Origin of the sequence: Priestia sp. YIM B13491 (assembly GCF_042787605.1) — a bacterium.
GTDB classification, from domain to species: Bacteria; Bacillota; Bacilli; order Bacillales; family Bacillaceae_H; genus Priestia; species Priestia megaterium_E.
Genome location: NZ_JBHZOR010000006.1, coordinates 105388 through 119435, shown reverse-complemented (window position 1 = coordinate 119435; position 14048 = coordinate 105388). Strand labels below are relative to the sequence as shown.

Sequence of the window (14048 nt, the reverse complement as noted above, 5' to 3'; positions counted from 1 at the left end):
CATGTCAAACAGAAGACTCGTCATTGCCGGTACCGGAAGTGGCGTAGGGAAAACAACACTTACAATCGGGCTGATGGCAGCATTAAGACAAGCTGGTTACAGAGTTCAAGGGTTTAAATGCGGACCCGATTATATTGATCCAACGTATCATACGGCTGTTACAGAACGAGCGTCTCGAAATATAGACAGCTGGATGCTTGAACACGATATGGTTAGAGAAATTGTCGCTCGCGCTAGTGAAGATGCTGATATTTCCATCATGGAAGGAGTTATGGGATTTTTCGATGGGAAAAACCCGTTAACGAACGAAGGAACAACAGCAGAAATCAGCTTAATCACCAATAGCCCTGTCCTTTTAGTCGTCAATTGTGCTAGTATGGCTAGAAGTGCAGCGGCGATTGTAAAAGGGTTTCAGCAATTTTTACCGGAAGCTAACATCGTTGGTGTAATTGCTAACCGGGTTGGAAGTGAAGGACATTATAAACTTGTTAAGGCAGCGATTGAGCAGGAATGTCATATCCCTGTAGTAGGCTACTTGAAAAGAAACGATAATCTTACGATTCCTGAACGTCACCTCGGGCTCATTCCGTCGATTGAACGAGGAGAGTTAACACCGTTTTTTGAACAGTTAGGAAAGCTTGTTCATGATACAATTGATATCGAAAAAGTATATGAACTGGCTTTAGCTCCTAAAATAGAAATTAATGAGCCTATCTTTACAAAGCCGTCCGTACCTCAAGTGAAAATTGCTGTAGCGAGAGATGCCGCTTTTAACTTTTATTATGAAGAAAATTTCGAATTGTTAAAAGCTTACGGAGCAGAGCTTGTAGAATTTTCGCCTTTAAAAGGAGAAATGGTTCCACAAGATGCTGACGGTCTTTATATAGGAGGCGGATTTCCAGAAGAATTTGCTGAAACGCTGGCTAAGCAAATCGACGTTAAAAATTCTGTTCGAGCAGCCATCCAAAAAGGGATTCCTACACTAGCTGAGTGCGGAGGCTTTATGTTTTTAACAGATGGTATTGTCACAACAGATGATACATGCCATGAAATGGTGGGGCTTATTCCCGGACAAGTAAGAATGCAGACAAAATTAGCTGCTTTAGGGTACCGAGAAGTAACGGGAAAGCAGGGGAATTTTTTATTTAAAGGCGATATACAAGCTAAAGGCCATGAATTTCATTATTCAACTTTTCATTCAGAGAAAGAGTTTTCGCCTGCCTATGATACAAAAGGGATGCGAGGAATGAAAGAAGAAGGCTATATGAACAATAATTTAATTGCCGGCTATACGCACTTTCATTTCGGCTCTTCTACGAAGATGGTAGAAAACTGGGTGGAACAGTGTAAAGCCGTAAAAAAAGAAAGAAGAGATGCCGTGTGACAGTTGGAAAAGTATATTTAGTAGGAGCAGGACCAGGAGATCCGAAGCTAATAACCGTATATGGAATGGAGTGTATTCAAGAAGCGGATGTTATTTTATATGACCGCTTAGCCAACGAACAGTTGTTAAACTATGCTAAAAAAGACGCCGAGCTTATTTTTTGCGGGAAATTACCGGGTAAGCACGGAGTCATCCAAGATCGTATTCACGAACTGCTTGTTGAAAAAGCGCTTCAAGGAAAAGTAGTGACGCGCTTAAAAGGAGGCGATCCTTTTGTGTTTGGCCGCGGAGCAGAGGAAGCTGAAGTGCTTGCTACTCAAGGAATTCCTTACGAAGTAGTGCCTGGTATCACGTCAGGAATTGCAGCTCCAGCTTATGCAGGAATTCCTGTTACCCATAGAGATCATGCCACTTCTTTTGCGATTGTAACGGGTCATGGAAGAGAAGAAAAAGGAAAAGATTATTTAAATTGGTCAGCGCTTGCTCAAGGAATAGATACAATTGCGTTTTACATGGGCGTTGGAAATTTACCTCATATATGCAAGCAGTTGATGGACCATGGACGAGATAAACATACGCCAGTAGCGCTTGTTCAATGGGGAACGACGAAGTATCAGCGCACCGTAACGGGAACGCTTGCCACAATCGAAGAAATAGCAAAAAAAGCAGAAATTGCTCATCCTGCTATCGTGCTTGTAGGTGAAGTAGTGACAATTAGAGAAAAAATAAAATGGTTCGAAGAAAGAGCGGAAAATATTCTGCTTTAATGTTAAAAGGAGGAGACAATATGACGATTATCTCACAGCTAAAAGAACGAAGAGCGGTACGAGATCATGAAGCGCGTGAAGTGGAGCAAGAGAAAATCGAACAGCTGCTTGAAGCAGCAACATGGGCTCCAAATGACCGAATGAGAGAGCCTTGGAGCTTTTATGCGATTCAAGGAGAAGCAAAAAAGAAGTATGAAGAACTGGCTGAAGTTTATTTAAAGGAGCGTTTTCCTACAAAGCCCCATTTAGTAGAAAGTTCGTTAAAAGCAGTAAAAAATACGCCTGTACATATCGTCGTAACTGCTGACACAGTTGAAGGAGACGACGAAGCCACTGAAGACAACAAATATGCGGTTTCATGCGCGATTCATTCCATGTGGCTAGCAGCTAAAGAACTAGGTCTTGGATTCGTTTGGAGAACAAGAGGCGTTGGTCTTGTTCGAGACGAGAGATTGCATGAGTTTATCGGCAAGCCTTCAGGTAAAGTCGTAGTAGGAAACGTATTTTTAGGTTACCCAAATGAAGAGTCTCTTACAAAAATGAAAGAGCCTGCTAGAACACCGTTTACAGAAAAAACAACATGGCTGTAAACTGAAATTCGAAGAAAAAGAGGTTTTTAGATTGAAAGACAAACGGGGTCTTACGTTAATTTATACCGGAGACGGTAAAGGAAAAACAACCGCTGCTTTAGGTCTTGCGTTGCGCGCTACGGGACGCGGACAAAAAGTATTAATGATTCAATTTATTAAATCTCCTCAGCGTACATATGGCGAAAAGCTGATGTTTGACAGAATAGGAATTGAAATGATTCAAACAGGAGTCGGCTTTACGTGGACAAAAACACCGCCTGAACATCGTGAAGCTTTGCAAAAAGCTTGGGCGCTAACGAAGGAAAAAGTCTTCTCGAACGAATATGATGTAGTTATTTTAGACGAGTTAAATAATGCACTGGCTATCGAGAAATTTCCTATTGATGATGTGCTACCGCTACACGAAGTAATTGATCTTATTCAAAAGCGCCCTGAGCATATGCATTTGGTCATTACCGGGCGTTCTGCCAAAAAAGAAGTGATGGATGCAGCAGATCTTGTGACGGAAATGAAGCCTCATAAACATTATTATGATGAAGGAATTCCGGCTGTAAAAGGAATTGAATTTTAAAAAGCCCTCAGTGAAGAGGGCTTTTTTTATTGAGCAGGAGCATCTACTTTTTCAGCTTGCCAGTAAAATTGGCTAATGACATCAGACAGTGCTTTTGCTGTGTTGGTTAATTCATCAAAGTTATTATCAACCCCGCCCACTTCAATTAAAATTGCATTTTTAGAAACATCTTGGTTATATACACCGTTACCGCTGGATTTGTTTTTGCCAATAACTCCGCGGCTTAACCCAGGGTATTTCTTTTCAAGACCTTCATGAAGCGCTTTTGCCATTTTTAAGTTTTGTTCAAAGTTTTGATTCGCTTTCCCTAAAACAAACACAACTTTTGCATACGATTTATTGTTAATCTTAATGGTTGTATTATCTTTTCGAAGCGAATCTCGATGCAAATCGATAAAGTAAGTTAAATCTCTATTCTCAGTCATCGCCGTTTCAATGACTGTGCGAGACATGGCGTACGATCGGTTGGTGTTCCAGCCTTTTTCTTTTAATTTCTGTCCAATATTGGTTTGATCCACTTCTGCCCCAATTCCCTGAGCCTCTAAATCTTTTCCTAGCATATTTGCGACTATATTAATATTGGTTTTGCTATCTACTGCTTTATTAGCATCTGGATCACCTTCAAGTCCTAACAGAGGCAAGTAAGATTCCCAGCTGTGTGTATGATAAATATAAAATACCTTTTTTCCGCCAGTTGTATTATTATTTGGAGCGTTCGTACCATCGTTTTCTTTAGGTTGCTGAACTTTTGTAGTAGAATTTCTTTCTTTTAGCGTTTCATCTAGCGGCGGTGCAGATTCTCTAGGGAAGTTGGTGAAATTTGTGCCTTCACCGGCGATGATAATATTGGAGTCGTAAATACTGAATCCAGGCAGTTCTGAACCAAACAAGCTTCTCGCGTCTTCTGCTCGAATACTTGTTGATAACTCGAGCAGTGTAGAAGAAAGACCTGGAGGCGAGTAATTTTTATCAAAAGCCGTTGAAAAGTGGTGGTTTTCCTGGCTCATCAAATAATAAAGGCTTTCTGCTTTATGCTTTGATAACGTTTGATAGACAATAGAAGAATTGAACTGTTCTTTAAATGCTGAGTAACTTACTAGAACAATGATAGATGATGTCATTAAAACAACGGATAAAATAACAAGAACCATCTTATATGTTAACACTACAAAATTGGCGCGATTACTAGATTTCAATGGCGAAATCTCCTCTCTATGTCAGCGTCAGGCTAATAGGTATGAAGGACTTTGCTAATCTAGTAATGATTATATGAATGGAGGTTTCTAATTATGATAAGCATTTAATAGAGAAAGTAGTCTTCAAAATCAAAAAAGAAGAATCACGTGAGATACAATCTCATATTCTCCGTGATTCTTCTTCAAATAGACGTCGGATGGCTTCTCCTTTTGGAGTGAGGCTGAATCCTTTTTTCTCTTTTTTAAGCATCTGATAGTTTTGTAATTCTTGTAAATACGTAACAATGCGCTTGCGCTTTATGGAATTTAATAATCCAAACGCGGGTATTATATCGAGCTCTTTTTGACGAATACTGTTAGTAGAAACGCCTTCTAAAATTTGTACGTAAACCTGCTGAGTTTCCGTGTTTTTTAAGGTATCTATAAGTGTTAATAGCCGTAACATTTGGTTTGAATCAAAAGTTATTTGACCGATTTTTAGCGGAGTCGAAAGCAGGTCCTGACGCTGCTTATGAAGTTCATTTTCTATCTTAGCGCTTATTTCTGTCAGCTTCGTTTCTATTTCGTTTGGACTCATATAACATGTAAATTTGTTTGTTTCCTGCAGCAGGGTGACATCTGGAAAATCCCACTGTGAAAACCATTGAATGGAACCAACTTTGAGATTGGCATTCGGTGTCTTTACTTGTAATACGTTTTGAATGAAGGAAAGAAAGGGCTCGTTTTTCTGTAAAACTTGTTCTTCATTAAGTTGATAAGTGGTTAGGCTGCACAATTTGTCTTGGATCTCTTTGATGTGCACTTCATGATGCTTTAAAAGACTTTTCCATTTAAAAAAGACAAGCAGTTTTTGAATTACTTCTTCATTTTCATCTATAATCTCTTCGAACTGCCGCTGAGTTGTAGCTAATCGTTTCGCTGCTAGCACTACATTATACTCATCATCGAGTGAAATAGTATCATTTGTGACATCATATGTTACGGCGAGACCCCTGTTTTCTGAAGTTAAGCGAATGATCTCGTTTTCTCCGTGAACAGTTAATACCGTATCTTCCGTATCTGAAAAACCTCTCTCAAAGGCGGTGGAAGAAAGAGAGCGAAAAGGTCTCATAATGATTTCAATCCGATTGCGCCAAAAAGCAATTTGCTCAGGGTTTTTCATAATAAAAAGCAAAGGTGATTTTTTTGATTGTTCAATTGCTTCAATCACATCTGCATTTCGATGATAAAGGGAAATGAGCGGATGTTTGAAGAAACACTTATTAATATGTTGAATCCATTCTTCTTTGGAAGAATCATGTATCCTAGCGCAAAACATGTAATCTTTCATAATACTTCCGAGGTAGTTTTCCAACTCATTTTTAGTTAAAACCGTAAAATCTTGAGAATAAAGCTCATCATGATGAATAGGAATGCCGCGATTCTTATTATATTCTTTCCATAGGAATGAAGTTGGTTTCCAAAAGTGAGGATAAACGTCTTCATTTTTATCAATTGCGACGGGAAAACCGCCCCTATGACTTCCATATAAGAACGTTTGAAAAAGGACTATATCTTCTTGAGATAACTCATTCATTGCTCGTTCAAAGTAGTCATTTAAACGTCCAAGCAGCCCTTTAGTATGTTTACTTCCTACGGACCGAATCGATTTATTTTTGCGTCCGAGCGGAAGGAATGTTAAGTGGTTGTAAGCTGTAAAATCAACAGGCAAATTTTCTGGTAAAGTCATTTGTCTAGCTCCTTTCATTTATTGAGTATTTTACCTATTAAAGAAGAGAAGAAAAAGTTTTAGTGTGTCTTGAATATAAGAGTTATTTTTTAAAATTTTCTGTTAATTAATCTGTAGAAATTAAGAAAAGGGATTCAAAGTGATTTTGAATGGGTATAGTAATAAAAATTTTGACACATATTATCGAATATATATGAATATTGTCAAAAAAAACAACAAAAGTGATGATTCATCCAAAGGAGGAAGCTTATGGAGAATAAAGGTCCGTTTAAAAAGACGATATCCCTATTAGACTTAACATTGATTGGATTAGGGGCTATTTTTGGCTCCGCTTGGCTGTTTGCCGTTAGTAATGTCGCTACGCAAGCCGGTCCTGCAGGAAGTTTTTCTTGGGTTATTGGTGGAGTTATTATTTTATTAATAGGCCTTGTATACGCTGAGCTAGGGGCTGCCTTGCCTCGTACAGGAGGAATTATTCGATATCCTGTTTATTCACATGGTCATCTTGTAGGCTATATGATTTCATTTATTACGATTGTAGCGTACACTAGCTTAATCGCTATCGAAGTAACAGCTGTGAGACAGTATGTGGCCTATTGGTTTCCGGGTTTAACAAAATCTGGATCTGATTCACCGACCATATCTGGATGGATTCTACAATTTGTGTTGCTTTGCTTATTCTTTTTACTCAATTACTGGAGTGTAAAAGCATTTGCAAAATCGAATATTATCATTTCTATTTTTAAATATTTTGTACCGCTTACAGTAATCGTAACGCTGGCATTTTATTTTAAGTCAGGAAACTTTACGATGGGAGAGTTTGCTCCCGGGGGGTTTGATGGTATCCAGGCCGCCATTGCCACAGGCGGGGTTATGTTTGCCTACTTAGGCCTTCATCCAATTGTATCGGTAGCTGGAGAGGTGAAAAATCCTCAGCGTAATATTCCAATTGCTCTTGTGATTTGTATCATTCTAGCAGCTCTCATTTATACTGCCCTACAAGTATTATTTATCGGAGCTATTCCATCTGACATGATTAAAGGCGGTTGGTCCGGCATTCAAGATAAATTCTCACTGCCGTTTAAAGACATCGCTGTTGTTCTTGGCCTTGGCTGGCTAGCAACACTTGTTATTTTAGACGCTATTTTATCACCGGGTGGTAACGGTAATATTTTTATGAATACAACATCTAGACTTATCTATGCTTGGTCTCGTAATGGTACGCTATTTAAAACGTTTGCTCATGTGGATAAAAAAACAGGGATTCCTCGATCGTCTCTATGGCTTTCATTAGGACTTTCGATTTTTTGGACACTGCCATTTCCTTCATGGAATGCACTCGTAAACGTATGCTCTGTTGCGCTTATTCTTTCTTACGCGATTGCACCAATTTCATCAGCGGCCTTTATGGTGAATGCAAAAGATTTGGAAAAGCCTTTTAAATTAAGAGGAATGAGTATAATTGGTCCATTATCCTTTATTTTTGCTTCCTTTATTGTCTACTGGTCAGGATGGAAGACTATTTCATGGCTGTTAACTTCTCAATTGGTTATGTTTGTTATATATTTGATTTTTGCTAAATATGTGCCTAAAAACGAAGTAAGTCTTCGTCAGCAGATTAAATCAACTTGGTGGTTAGTTGCTTATTATATCATCATGCTCTTTATTTCTTATATTGGTTCGTTCGGCGGAGGAAAGGGTTTGATCGATACGCCTGTAGACTTAATTATCATAGCGGTCGTATCTCTTGGGATTTATTATTGGGCTAAATATACCGGCCTTCCAAAAGCGCTTATTGATTACGATCACCATCCTGAACAGGAAGAAAAAGCACCTGTATAACCTGTAAAGCAGCGATATTCGCTGCTTTTTTCTATGTTATTTGAACATGAATTTCTAAAGTTTGTCGTATAATTTAGTAGGAAAGAAGGAATTAGCACATTATTGTTTAATTAATGTAATGTAACCGTTTTAAATCCAACGCTTGGAGGAAGAGTATGATTGAAAAAATAATAAATTCACTTCGAAAGCGGCTGTGGGAAAACAATAATGTTATAGAAGTGTGTAAAAATGAAGGAGAAGTATACAGAACCACGTGTGCTTTTTTTGATGGAGTAAGCAAGAATCAACTGAATGTTTTTGAAGAAGAAATGCATGTATCACTTCCTGAAGACTACAAGCAGTTTTTACAGCTAACAAATGGGTGTAATTTGTTCATTGATGCTGACAAAAAAATAGCAGGGAATCTTTATAGCTTAGAAGATGTAAGAGAAACAGCTTATAAAAGTCAGAGTCTTTATATGACAATTGGGTCTGTCGGAGAAGAAGAGATTATCATTGACTCTAAAAAATCAGCGCACTCTGCATATATAATAGTAAAAAAGCGGAAGGCATCGTTTCAAGATGCACATGTATTACATATGAATTTTCAGAAATGGCTGGATTGTTTTATAGTGAGTCAAGGGAATTGTTTTTGGCACTGGAATGGGCTTTGTAATAAAGCTCATTCAACGGATAAAAAGACAACGGCTCAATAATATTATCTTCTAATAAATAAACGAGCACACTAGTGTGCTCGTTTATTTATTAGAAGGAAGACGTTCCCAACCGTATGCTTCGTCTTCAACTTTAGTTTCTCCAAACTGACTTGTACGATTCAAGATTTTTTTGCCGCCTAATTTTTTATAAAACTGAGTCGCTTTCTTATTTTTCTTCATAGCCCAAATAATCATAGACGTATATTGCTGATCAGCAAATTCTTTTACTGAATGAGAAAATAGAAGATGACCAATTCCTTGGCTTTGCACTTCCTTGCAAACGTATAGCGCGTATATTTCAGCGCGTGACAAATGAGGCTTACCCGCTGAAAAGCCGACGATCTCTCCTCGTTCATCGATAGCGAGCAAAATAAAATGAGAAGGATCGGTAAGAAAAAGGGACCATTTTTCTCTACTTTGTTCATAAGACAAGTTGTTTAAATAAGCATCAGGTACTAACTCTTTGTATGTAATGCGCCAGCTGTCTACGTACAGACGGGCAACAGAAGGGATGTGAGAGGAAGTAGCTTTAATAATTTTCATTAAAAAATCTCCTTTTTTAAAATATTAAGGCATATAGTATACCTTTCAGCCTAAGAATATTATGAAAAATAGATCATAATTTTCCAGTAATTCATAAAATGGTAAAAAAGGTGGTGTTCATTCTCACTCTATCACGGTAAAGTGAGAATATACATTTGTTTTGTTGTTTTAATTTTTGCTACATGTATAATGTCTAACGATCTATTTGTTATTCACCTTTACTAGTCTATCAAATAGTTTTGTTAAAGCCAAAGGGGCATAGGGTAAGAAATGTCAATTCAACTGCGTTTTGTTTTAACGTATATCAGTATTGTGTTTGTCTTTATTATTTTGCTTTTTTTATCGGGCTTTCTCATTTTCTTCTCTATTACTGGAGACGCCGATTTTGTAAGAAAACTGTACAGTCACTCCTATGAGTACAAATTGTTAACGCCAGAAGAAGAAAATGCATTCTTGGATTTAAAGTTATTGAGTGAAGAAAAACCGGAGCAGCTGCTGCGGCCGGATATGGTTAAAAAATATGAATTTGAAAATATTGATATTGTGATTCAAAAAAACACAGAGGTTGTATATGCTTCAGAATCCATTAAAGGAGAAAACCTTCGTAAATACTTGCCAAAGAATCAAAAAAGTAAAGGAAATCATTCGTATCAGCAGGACATGCTGCGCATAGGCAAGCAGTACTTTACATATATCAACCTTGATTTTCCTTTCTCGAATCAAGAAAAAGGAAGCATTTACGTTTTGCGAAAAATCAGCCCTTATGTAGGTATTATTAATCGAATTTTCCCTTTTTTAATCTTTCTACTATTAATTTTAGTCATTGTTATTATTGGATTTTTAAACTATCTTGTTTCAAGAAGCATTATTAAACCTATTCGTGAATTAAAAGAAGCGGCTGAAAAAATAAAACAAGGTGATCTTCACTTTGAGATCTCTGCTAATTCAAAGGATGAAATAGGCGAATTAACGCAAGCTTTTGAAGAAATGAGGCAAAAACTAAAATCTTCTGTTGAACTGCAAATTCAATATGAAGATAATCGAAAGCAGCTGCTTTCAAGTATTTCACACGATTTACGAACTCCTATTACTTCCATTGTAGGATATGTAGAAGGAATTCAAGATGGAGTAGCTAATACGCCGGATAAGCTTTCTAAATATTTGTTAACGATTTCAACAAAAGCAAAAGACATGAATGCGTTAATCGATGAGCTATTTTTATTTTCTAAATTGGATTTGCACGAAATTCCATTTGTGTTTAAAAAACTTAATATTTCAGCATTTATGGAAAGTTATGTGCAAGAGCTTCAGTTTGAAATGAGCGAACATGATATTGATGTTTTATTTTCTAATGATTCTCTAACGACACTGTATGCAAAGGCAGATGCTGAGCAGCTGCGGAGAGTTTTAATAAATTTAACAACCAACAGCATTAAATTTATGGATAAAGAAAGAAGAAGAATCGATATCGTTCTTTCTGCTACCGAAAGTGAACTCATTATTGAAGTAAAAGACAACGGCTCTGGGATTTCACCGGAAGCATTAGCGCATATTTTTGACCGGTTTTATCGAGCAGAACAGTCCCGCAATAGCAATACTGGAGGAAGTGGACTTGGACTGGCCATTGCAAAACAAATTGTTGAACGCCACGGGGGAGACATCTGGGCACTAAGTAAGCTTGGCGAAGGAACAAGTATTTTCTTTTCTTTGCAAAAAATGAATGAAAATGGTGATACACATGAAGAAGATATTATTAGTTGAAGATGAAGTAAGTATTGCTGAATTGCAAAGAGATTATTTAGAAATTAACGATTTTGAAATAGACGTTCAATATAGCGGGGATAAGGGATTAGAAAAAGCGTTAAATGAACATTTTGACCTGGTTATTTTGGATATTATGCTTCCTAAAGTGAGCGGATTTGAAGTGTGCAAGCAAATTCGAGCTGCAAAAGATATTCCAATCATTTTAGTTTCAGCTAAAAAAGAAGAAATTGATAAAATTAGAGGTCTCGGGCTAGGTGCAGATGACTATATTACCAAGCCATTCAGCCCTGGGGAGCTGGTCGCAAGGGTTAAAGCGCATTTAGCGAGATATGAAAGACTCTCTGATAAGCAGGAAAAGCGTATGATTCGCATTCATGGCTTAGCGATTGACACGCTCGCTAGAAGAGTATTTGTGAATGACAAAGAAGTGTTTTTTACAGCGAAGGAATTCGATTTGCTGAAGTTTATCGTTTCTCATCCAAATCAAGTATTAAGTAAAGAACATCTATTTGAAAAAATATGGGGATTCGATTCTTCAGGAGATATTTCAACCGTAACAGTTCACATTCGAAAACTAAGAGAAAAGTTAGAAGAAAACCCAGCAGACCCTCAGTACCTAGAAACGGTTTGGGGAGCAGGGTACCGGTTTAATATTTAAAAAAAAGAGATCCGAACGATTAATCGTTCGGATCTCTTTTTTATTACGTAGTAACGATTCTATGACGAGCTTTAATCTTACTCACGGGAGGTTCGGAAGAAAATATATTTTTTTCACCGATTTTATCATATAGACCGGTTGACTTTAACATTTCTTTCGGCTGGTGCTGTAAGCCAGAAATAACGACTTGGCTATGCGAATCTTTCAAACGTTCGACTACCTTCGATAGTAAAGCTTCTCCAGATGTATCAATAAAGGATACTTGGCTCATTCGAAGCAATAAAACTTTCGGTTTCGCTTCAGCGATGTTATCAAAGGAATCTTCTAATACTTCAGCCGATCCAAAGAAAAGAGATCCTTGCATGGTATATTCCATCAACTCAGATTTGTGAGCATTTTCAGATGTTTCCGCTAAAACTTTTGAAATCTTCAGTGATCCGCTCATTCGTTTCACGAACATAACAATAGCTAAAAGTAGACCCACGCCTACACCTGTTGTTAAATCGATTGAAACTGTTAATAAAAACGTAGCTACAAGTACAAATGAATCAGCTGACTTGGTTTTTAAAATATGTGCAAATTCTTTACGCTCACTCATATTCCAAGCCACAAACATTAAAATAGGTGCCATACTTGCCAGCGGAATGTTTGATGCATGAGGAGCCAGCATCACAAGGACCAATAAAACAACTAAGCCGTGTATGACTCCTGATAACGGAGAAGCTGCGCCGTTTTTGATATTGGTAGCTGTTCTGGCAATGGCACCAGTTGCTGGAATTCCGCCAAATAGCGAGGTAGCGATATTAGCAATTCCTTGGCCCACAAGCTCTTTATTGCTATTATGCTTGGTTTTGGCCATATTATCAGCAACAACAGCTGATAGTAAAGATTCAATACCTCCAAGCATCGCAATTACGCAGGCAGCCGGAAATAGCATCACGATGTTATCCCATGTTAAATCTGGGAAGCTAAAAGATGGTAGTTTACTCGGAATGGCACCGTAAGTAGAGCCAATCGTTGCAACTTTTCCTGGGAACAGTGTAATGGCTACAAGTGTGGAAATAAGAAGACCTAGAAGGGCACCGGGAATTTTAGGTAAAAACTTTGGCGTTATAATCACGATAGCTAAACAAATAGCGGCTATGATGACGCTGTAAATGTTAATCGTTGCAATTTTTCGTAGGATTTCAATCATATTTAAATGAAATTCCTCATGTTTTGCAATTCCCTTTAATCCTAAAAAGTTAGCGATCTGACCTGAGAAAATAATAATCGCAATTCCTGCTGTAAATCCAATCGTCACAGGGCGCGGAATAAACTTTATAAATTTACCTAGCTTAAATATTCCGAGCAGCGTAATCATAATTCCAGCCATAAAGCCGGCAATAATGAGGTTCTCATAACCATATTGCATGACAACTCCAAGCAGCACCGGAACAAATGCACCTGTTGGACCTGCAATTTGAAATTTAGATCCGCCTAATATGGAAACCATAATTCCTGCGATAATGGTTGTATAAATCCCGTATTCAGGTCTTACACCAGAAGCGATGGCAAAGGCCATTGCTAAAGGAATAGCAACGACCCCAACAACCAAACCGGCGATAATATCTTTTTGTAAATGCCCTGCTGAATAGCCTTGAAATCGGTTATCTTTTAGCATTCGATAAAATCCTCCTTCATGAGCTTACGGTTTCAGCTTGGTCTTGGGAATAGCCGTTTACAACGACGTCAAGCTTTCCTGTTGAGGGGTGAATAACCATTCCAGAAACAAGCACGTCTTTTGGTAATAAAGGGTGATTTCGAATCATATCCACACTGTTTTCGACACTATCCTCTACACATTCAAACCCAGTCAGCCATGATTCTAAATCAATACCGGCATATTTTAGATTACGAATTTGTTCCGCGCTGATCCCTCTTTGTTCAGCAGAGGCTAAAATAGCTTCAGCTTTCATGCCCGTCATTCCACATTCATGATGACCGATGACACATACTTCATCAGCTTGCAAAGCGTAGACGGCAACTAATATACTTCTCATGACGCTGCCAAAGGGATGGGAGATAACAGCTCCGGCATTTTTCACTATTTTTGCATCTCCATTTTTTAGCCCCATGGCTTTAGGAAGTAATTCTAACAAACGTGTATCCATACAAGTTAAGATGACTATTTTTTTGTTAGGAAATTTGGATGTTTGAAAAGCCTCAAATTGATTATTTGTTACAAATTTTTCATTAAACTTTAAAACTTCAGATAGACAAGTCATTGTTTTCCTCCTGCGTTATTTATTTTTAACTTATTTTTTAGT

General features: G+C 37.8%; 13 protein-coding genes. 8 read left to right on the top strand and 5 right to left on the bottom strand.

Annotation, left to right across the window (positions count from 1 at the left end):
* Position 1 precedes the first annotated feature (1 nt).
* The 4 genes from ACFX4E_RS21025 to cobO are packed head-to-tail and all read left to right on the top strand — an operon-like array spanning position 2 to position 3312.
* Positions 2 to 1384 carry a cobyrinic acid a,c-diamide synthase CobB gene (locus ACFX4E_RS21025; RefSeq protein ID WP_377238263.1) on the top strand — a complete coding sequence of 461 codons (1383 nt, stop codon included), beginning with the start codon at positions 2 to 4 and terminating at the stop codon, positions 1382 to 1384.
* Positions 1381 to 2151 (top strand): uroporphyrinogen-III C-methyltransferase, encoded by a 771-nt coding sequence (gene cobA, locus ACFX4E_RS21020; RefSeq protein ID WP_013057306.1) that lies wholly within the window; start codon positions 1381 to 1383, stop codon positions 2149 to 2151. Before ACFX4E_RS21025 ends, cobA begins: the two co-directional genes overlap by 4 nt.
* A 20-nt stretch (positions 2152 to 2171) precedes the next feature.
* On the top strand, positions 2172 to 2741 hold the full coding sequence (locus ACFX4E_RS21015; RefSeq protein ID WP_377579856.1) for a nitroreductase family protein: 570 nt from the start codon (positions 2172 to 2174) through the stop codon (positions 2739 to 2741).
* 31 nt (positions 2742 to 2772) lie between these two features.
* Positions 2773 to 3312, top strand: coding sequence for a cob(I)yrinic acid a,c-diamide adenosyltransferase (cobO, locus tag ACFX4E_RS21010; protein WP_013057304.1), 540 nt, complete (start codon positions 2773 to 2775; stop codon positions 3310 to 3312).
* Positions 3313 to 3338: 26 nt separating this feature from the next.
* On the opposite strand, the gene spoIIP is transcribed toward cobO, so the two are convergent.
* Both spoIIP and ACFX4E_RS21000 read right to left on the bottom strand, forming a co-directional pair.
* Positions 3339 to 4508 carry a stage II sporulation protein P gene (gene spoIIP / locus ACFX4E_RS21005; protein ID WP_377238265.1) on the bottom strand — a complete coding sequence of 390 codons (1170 nt, stop codon included), beginning with the start codon at positions 4506 to 4508 and terminating at the stop codon, positions 3339 to 3341.
* A gap of 160 nt (positions 4509 to 4668) precedes the next feature.
* Positions 4669 to 6237, bottom strand: a complete 1569-nt coding sequence (locus tag ACFX4E_RS21000; RefSeq protein WP_252123291.1) for an RQC-minor-2 family DNA-binding protein — start codon at positions 6235 to 6237, stop codon at positions 4669 to 4671.
* A gap of 249 nt (positions 6238 to 6486) precedes the next feature.
* Between ACFX4E_RS21000 and ACFX4E_RS20995 the strand changes: the two genes are divergently transcribed.
* Together ACFX4E_RS20995 and ACFX4E_RS20990 are read left to right on the top strand one after the other, a co-directional pair.
* Positions 6487 to 8079 carry an APC family permease gene (locus ACFX4E_RS20995; RefSeq protein ID WP_013057301.1) on the top strand — a complete coding sequence of 531 codons (1593 nt, stop codon included), beginning with the start codon at positions 6487 to 6489 and terminating at the stop codon, positions 8077 to 8079.
* Between the two features lie 155 nt (positions 8080 to 8234).
* Positions 8235 to 8774, top strand: coding sequence for an SMI1/KNR4 family protein (locus tag ACFX4E_RS20990; protein ID WP_050690216.1), 540 nt, complete (start codon positions 8235 to 8237; stop codon positions 8772 to 8774).
* A 42-nt stretch (positions 8775 to 8816) separates the two neighbouring features.
* Here ACFX4E_RS20990 and ACFX4E_RS20985 read toward each other — a convergent pair whose 3' ends face one another.
* Positions 8817 to 9317 (bottom strand): GNAT family N-acetyltransferase, encoded by a 501-nt coding sequence (locus ACFX4E_RS20985; protein ID WP_028408315.1) that lies wholly within the window; start codon positions 9315 to 9317, stop codon positions 8817 to 8819.
* Between the two features lie 270 nt (positions 9318 to 9587).
* Between ACFX4E_RS20985 and ACFX4E_RS20980 the strand changes: the two genes are divergently transcribed.
* Together ACFX4E_RS20980 and ACFX4E_RS20975 are read left to right on the top strand one after the other, a co-directional pair.
* The gene (locus tag ACFX4E_RS20980) at positions 9588 to 11078 is read left to right on the top strand and encodes a sensor histidine kinase (protein ID WP_028408316.1); all 1491 of its coding nucleotides are present in this window, start codon (positions 9588 to 9590) and stop codon (positions 11076 to 11078) included.
* Complete coding sequence (locus tag ACFX4E_RS20975) at positions 11056 to 11739, top strand: response regulator transcription factor (protein ID WP_028408317.1); 684 nt, start codon at positions 11056 to 11058, stop codon at positions 11737 to 11739. Before ACFX4E_RS20980 ends, ACFX4E_RS20975 begins: the two co-directional genes overlap by 23 nt.
* A gap of 43 nt (positions 11740 to 11782) precedes the next feature.
* Here ACFX4E_RS20975 and ACFX4E_RS20970 read toward each other — a convergent pair whose 3' ends face one another.
* Positions 11783 to 13402 (bottom strand): SulP family inorganic anion transporter, encoded by a 1620-nt coding sequence (locus ACFX4E_RS20970; RefSeq protein WP_377238266.1) that lies wholly within the window; start codon positions 13400 to 13402, stop codon positions 11783 to 11785.
* Positions 13403 to 13418: 16 nt separating this feature from the next.
* Positions 13419 to 14006, bottom strand: coding sequence for a beta-class carbonic anhydrase (locus tag ACFX4E_RS20965; protein ID WP_028408319.1), 588 nt, complete (start codon positions 14004 to 14006; stop codon positions 13419 to 13421).
* Positions 14007 to 14048 lie beyond the last annotated feature (42 nt).

Bases quoted from the DNA above. Each gene is read 5' to 3' on its own strand.
- ACFX4E_RS21025 (WP_377238263.1), top strand. From the start codon at position 2: ATGTCAAACAGAAGACTCGTCATTGCCGGTACCGGAAGTGGCGTAGGG.
- ACFX4E_RS21015 (WP_377579856.1), top strand. From the start codon at position 2,172: ATGACGATTATCTCACAGCTAAAAGAACGAAGAGCGGTACGAGATCAT.
- ACFX4E_RS21000 (WP_252123291.1), bottom strand. From the start codon at position 6,237: ATGACTTTACCAGAAAATTTGCCTGTTGATTTTACAGCTTACAACCAC.
- ACFX4E_RS20995 (WP_013057301.1), top strand. From the start codon at position 6,487: ATGGAGAATAAAGGTCCGTTTAAAAAGACGATATCCCTATTAGACTTA.
- ACFX4E_RS20990 (WP_050690216.1), top strand. From the start codon at position 8,235: ATGATTGAAAAAATAATAAATTCACTTCGAAAGCGGCTGTGGGAAAAC.
- ACFX4E_RS20985 (WP_028408315.1), bottom strand. From the start codon at position 9,317: ATGAAAATTATTAAAGCTACTTCCTCTCACATCCCTTCTGTTGCCCGT.
- ACFX4E_RS20980 (WP_028408316.1), top strand. From the start codon at position 9,588: ATGTCAATTCAACTGCGTTTTGTTTTAACGTATATCAGTATTGTGTTT.
- ACFX4E_RS20975 (WP_028408317.1), top strand. From the start codon at position 11,056: ATGAAGAAGATATTATTAGTTGAAGATGAAGTAAGTATTGCTGAATTG.
- ACFX4E_RS20970 (WP_377238266.1), bottom strand. From the start codon at position 13,402: ATGCTAAAAGATAACCGATTTCAAGGCTATTCAGCAGGGCATTTACAA.
- ACFX4E_RS20965 (WP_028408319.1), bottom strand. From the start codon at position 14,006: ATGACTTGTCTATCTGAAGTTTTAAAGTTTAATGAAAAATTTGTAACA.